Source organism: Methanoculleus sp., from assembly GCF_035363275.1.
Taxonomy (GTDB): domain Archaea; phylum Halobacteriota; class Methanomicrobia; order Methanomicrobiales; family Methanoculleaceae; genus Methanoculleus.
The window spans coordinates 1-4,727 of the sequence record NZ_DAOSET010000090.1 but is presented as its reverse complement, the minus strand read 5'-3'; the positions used below and the strand labels follow the sequence as shown (position 1 = coordinate 4,727).

General features: G+C 59.6%; 6 protein-coding genes and 1 pseudogene. 3 read left to right on the top strand and 4 right to left on the bottom strand.

Features of this window, described 5'->3' with window-relative positions; genetic code table 11:
- From PLN84_RS12555 to PLN84_RS12545, 3 genes and pseudogenes are all read right to left on the bottom strand, one after another.
- Window positions 1–336: pseudogene (locus PLN84_RS12555) on the bottom strand (transglutaminase domain-containing protein); the annotation flags it as partial.
- Window positions 337–684: 348 nt separating this feature from the next.
- Window positions 685–1,104 (bottom strand): HEPN domain-containing protein, encoded by a 420-nt coding sequence (locus PLN84_RS12550; protein WP_348532130.1) that lies wholly within the window; start codon window positions 1,102–1,104, stop codon window positions 685–687.
- Entirely contained in the window at window positions 1,101–1,646 is a 546-nt protein-coding gene (locus PLN84_RS12545) for a nucleotidyltransferase domain-containing protein (RefSeq protein ID WP_300020890.1), read from the bottom strand. The genes PLN84_RS12550 and PLN84_RS12545 overlap by 4 nt, the downstream gene beginning before the upstream one ends.
- A 592-nt stretch (window positions 1,647–2,238) precedes the next feature.
- Between PLN84_RS12545 and PLN84_RS12540 the strand changes: the two genes are divergently transcribed.
- Together PLN84_RS12540 and PLN84_RS12535 are read left to right on the top strand one after the other, a co-directional pair.
- Window positions 2,239–2,973: a DUF1016 N-terminal domain-containing protein gene (locus PLN84_RS12540; protein WP_348532131.1), complete on the top strand. Its 735-nt coding sequence runs from the start codon at window positions 2,239–2,241 to the stop codon at window positions 2,971–2,973.
- A gap of 96 nt (window positions 2,974–3,069) precedes the next feature.
- On the top strand, window positions 3,070–3,246 hold the full coding sequence (locus PLN84_RS12535; protein ID WP_299954886.1) for a hypothetical protein: 177 nt from the start codon (window positions 3,070–3,072) through the stop codon (window positions 3,244–3,246).
- 102 nt (window positions 3,247–3,348) lie between these two features.
- On the opposite strand, the gene PLN84_RS12530 is transcribed toward PLN84_RS12535, so the two are convergent.
- Window positions 3,349–3,858: a hypothetical protein gene (locus tag PLN84_RS12530; RefSeq protein WP_292560702.1), complete on the bottom strand. Its 510-nt coding sequence runs from the start codon at window positions 3,856–3,858 to the stop codon at window positions 3,349–3,351.
- A 340-nt stretch (window positions 3,859–4,198) separates the two neighbouring features.
- Between PLN84_RS12530 and PLN84_RS12525 the strand changes: the two genes are divergently transcribed.
- Window positions 4,199–4,345: a hypothetical protein gene (locus tag PLN84_RS12525; protein ID WP_299954889.1), complete on the top strand. Its 147-nt coding sequence runs from the start codon at window positions 4,199–4,201 to the stop codon at window positions 4,343–4,345.
- Window positions 4,346–4,727: the final 382 nt, after the last annotated feature.

Below are 4,727 nucleotides of genomic sequence, written 5' to 3'. Positions count from 1 at the left end.
GGTGATCCCGGGGACCCTCTCCCGCAACGCCGCCTCTGCGGCGCTACGGTCGAACGGGAACTCCATGATCGTCCGGTTCGCCAGGAAGATGCCATTCCGCGCCGTCAGCGCCTTATCCGCATCGCCGGCACCGGTATAGAGGGCGTAGGCCTCGGCAAACCGTTCTTCAGCGATCCGGTAGTTGGCGGCTCCGTATTCGGCGAGCCCCCGGGCGTAGGCCTCGTCGGCCGGTGCAACAGGCTCGTTCTTCTCTTCCGTTGTGGCGATGCACCCTGCTGCAGCGATGAGGAGCAGGACGGATGCCATCAGGAGAGCGGTAATCGCTCGGTGAGTCATACGTGGAAGTGCATACGGAACGAGGAAAAACCTTTCTCTTTACTCGGGCTCTTTTCCGCACAGTACCGGGGATTTTTCACATATGTCACGGCCATTGAGACAGGCCAGGTGCCAGGCACGATGGAGTCTCAACTGCCTTGTCTTGAACGGGAACGGATAGAGGAGGAGATACATCGGATAAGCCAGCAGGGAGAACGGCCGGAAGAGAACTGGAAGAGACTATTTCTCCTCTCATAGAGAGATCCGCGATATCGTCCAGCAAGCCCGTCTGGCCGTAGCGCAGAACGTCAACTCGATACAGGTCGTCACGAGCTTCGAGATCGGCAGGCAGTTGAGGCGAACCGGCATCTACCCGAACCGCTGCCGGGCCAGAGCGAGGGCCCGGTGAGCCAGCCGGATACAGAACGCTGCTTCCTCTTCGCATACAAGCGATCCGCTGTACTGGACGTTGTGCCTGGCGACCCGCAGTTTGTCAAAGGCGTTCAGGAGATCGGCGATCTCAGGGTCATCACCGGATGTATGCCGCACTGCAGTAACGAGGCAGGCGTGGCTCCGCTCGACGTAGCCTGTAGCGTAGAGAAACGTCCGGACACTATGAAATGCACTGTTGTACGCGGCGAGGTGAGCTATCTCGTACTCTTCGATCACCACATTCTTCTTCGCCGCCCGGAGGAACCTCGCCGCGGATGCAAGTGAGCCGGGGACGCGCTCCACCGCTCCGCGGTCGGGGCGGATGAGGCCCCGGTCGACACACTCCTGCCACCTCATAGGCGAGCCCCTCGAACAAGCATGTGGTTTTGCAGGACACTCGCGGCAAACCGGTCACCTTCCTCTTTCATCAGCTCCCATCGGTAGTAGGGAACGACCGTCACCTGCACCTCGCGGCCGGTCTCCGCCTCCAGTGCCGGCACCCGGCCGTGGTCGACCTGGCTCTCGTCGCCGATGATCAGGATGTCGATGTCGCTCTGCTCATCGAAGGTCCCCGCCGCAGTGCTCCCGTAGACCGCGACCGCGATGCTTTCGGGGGCGAGGTCCTCGATGCCGGCCCGGACGAGGAGGAGGGCCATGCAGGCCCGCTTCAACTCCCGGACGGCAAAGGAGTCGTTGTCGAGGGAGAGGAGCCGTGCGGTGCCGAGGCGTGTGACGGTGATCAACCCGTCGCGCTCGAAGGCATCGGCATACGCTTTGACGCTTCCCGGGCTGACCCCGATCTCCCGGGCGAGTTTGTTGATGTGGATCTCGCCCGTGGGGTGGGTGAGGAACCAGGCAAGGACCCGGAACCCGACGAACGTCTCGAACTCCCGAAGCATACAATATATTGCATGATCGTTCAACGTATTAAATGAGTGTGGAGCACGAGCTCCTGTCCCGGGAGGACCGGAGGAGTTCCGGGCGCCGTGGTGGTGGAGGTGATCGGAGAGACGATCCGTGAGCTCGAAGGCGTCAGGGTGGCGGAAGAGGGTCTGCTCGCTGCGGGGAGGGGGCGAATGCGTCATAGGAGAGACTGGAGAAGAAGTAGTGGATAACAAGGAGCCGTGCGCGGGTTGAAAGTGAAGGGGAGGGATCCCCTTCAGCGCAGCGCGGGGACGCCGTCGGGATAAGCGCACCCGTCATCGGGAACAGAGGGCATCTCACCGCCACGTTTATCGGTTCTCCTCTCGATCTCCTGGTAATAGGGTGAAACCGGCGATGCTGATGGAAGTGGGAGGAACTGCTCGGGCAAGATCCCCCGGCATACGCCGATGAGGACCTCGATCGAGACAATCCTGGGGCCAGGCCCCAATGGAGTCTCAACCGCCTGCCGTGAACGGGAACAGATAGAGGAGGAGATACATCGGATAAGCCAGCAGGGAGAACGGCCGGAAGAGAACTGGAAGAGACTATTTCTCCTCTCATAGAGAGATCCGCGATATCGTCCAGCAAGCCCGTCTGGCCGTAGCGCAGAACGTCAACTCGATACAGGTCGTCACGAGCTTCGAGATCGGCAGGCGGATCGTCGAACATGAGCAGGAAGGGAAGCCGAAGGCAGGGTATGGGAAACAGACCATACAGGAACGTTCACGTCAGCTGACCGAAGAGTTTGGGAGAGGGTTCTCTAAAAGAAATCTTGAGTATATGCGCCGGTTCTACCTTGAATACTGCGGATCGGCTCCCCCGGCAGTATCGTGCCAATCCGATGCGGCCGTTTCCACCGGGCAACCAATTGCGCAGACACCGTCTGCACAATTGGTTGCCCGGTTTGCTCTCAGCTGGTCTCACTATATCTTCCTGATGAACATCGGCAACCAGGAAGAGCGCCGGTTCTACGAGATCGAGGCTCAACAGAACCGCTGGTCGCTCTCAGAACTTAAACGGCAGTTCAACACCGGCCTGTATGAACGGCTTGCGCTCAGCCGGGACAGGAGCGGTGTGAGGGCCCTCGCCCGCACCGGCCACGTCATCGAGAAGCCACAGGATATGCTTAAAGATCCGTATGTTCTTGAATTCCTCGGCCTGGACGAGAAGGCCAGTTACAGAGAGGCCGATCTCGAATCAGCCATCATCGACAAACTGGAGACGTTTCTGAACTGGGCAAAGGTTTCCTCTTCGAAGCGCGACAGAAGCGGCTTACCTTCGATGCCGACCACTACTTCGTAGATCTCGTCTTCTACAACCGTATCCTCCGGTGCTATGTCCTGATCGACCTTAAGATTGGAAAGATTACCCACGGCGATCTCGGCCAGATGCAGATGTATGTCAACTACAGTTGACAGGGAAGTCAAACTCGATGACGAACATCCGACCGTCGGGATCATCCTGTGCAAGATCAAGAACGACGCACTGGTAGAACTCACTCTCCCGAAAGATGCCAATGTCTATCCCGGTATCAGGTCTATCTTCCTTCAAAAGAGGAACTCAAGAAGAGATTGATCGAATGGTCAAAAGACGCGCCGGAGGCAGAGTGATCGTATGATGCCGATTCGGGTCCGTTAAGGTCGCACGGGGCTGAAAGTGAAGGGGGAAGAGTCCCCTTCACGCCAGGGCGGGCACGGCGTCCGCCCAGGTCTCAACCGCGGTCCGGATGGCATCGTCCTGGTAGGACGAGATCCGGACGGTCTTCCGGGTGAAGGTGACATAATAGTCGTCACCCGAGTTGTCGTGGCACTTGAGCTGGGCGTAGTAGGTCTCGCCGGCGAAGTTCCGCTCGGCCACCCCGCCCATCGCGGCCTCGAGGGCCGCGTTGTCGAGCGCTTCCGCGGCGTTCGCGTTGAACGCAGCGATCGTCGGGGACTGCAGGGAGACGGTCCCGACGCGCTTGCCGGTAGCCTCGTCGACGAAGTTCACCTTCGCGGTATAGTGCTCGCGGTTCCGGATGACCGGGGCGACGAGCACGCCGTCGGCGTCGGTATGCTCGACGCACCCGAAGGGGTTGTCGGTGATGACGCTCTCGACGAGGGTGTTAAACGACGTTACATCAGCGATCGGGACGGTGAGGTCCCGGACCGCCGTTTTGTTCACGGTCTTCTGCACGAAGTCTGCCATGGGTTTGTTCTCCTTTTTGCCTGTATGCTCCCGGGAATATGACAGACAATTATAGGGTGGACGGGAGAGGATATCAGTCTGACTTTATCGGGGATCCCGGATTGGGCTTTAATTCACCGATATAACCCTTACGATCAGGCTTTTTCTCTTCGGCATCGTAGTGTTCACCAGGAGGCTTACCAGGATGACCGATGCAAAGACCACCCGGGAGCTCGGTCTTGTGAGACGAACCGGGATGTGAAGTGGATCTGCCGGACGCGATGCTCCATCAGGGGCGGAGCGGGAGCACCGTGAGGAACGATGTTCCGCAGGAACGGAGTTCGAGCACCGAAGGTGCGAGTTGCGACTTGAGGAGTTTGAGGCGCGGATCCGGGCGCTGGAGCGGCTCTCGGGCGGAGAAGGTGGGCGAGAGTGGAGAGTTTCGACGATCAGCGCTGGGGCCGGCGGGGTGCTGGCGGTGATTGTGCGGGTGCTGGGCGGGGGATAGGAGTGCAATAGACGCCTGGAGGGTGTGGGTACCGCAATCCCTCTCCAGCCCGACGACCGGGGACGTCTCCCGGGATCCAGATTTGAACCCGCGTTTGAACTCTTCCGAGCAGGCGAGATGACCACTCGAACACGTCGGTCAGTATTATCACCACAAAGGGAGATGCTATTCTATCGGTGAGATCATGAGGACGTTCACGGCCGTGCTCTACAGGGAAGAGGATATGTACGTCGCGGAGTGCCCGGAGGTCGGCACCGTCAGCCAGGGTCGGACGGTAGAGGAGTGCGACCGGCCGTAAGGGCGGGAGCTCGAGCACCAGAGGTGCGAAGGCGGTAGCCAACCTCAAAGAGGCTACGGAGTTGTACTTAGAGGAAGCCCCACA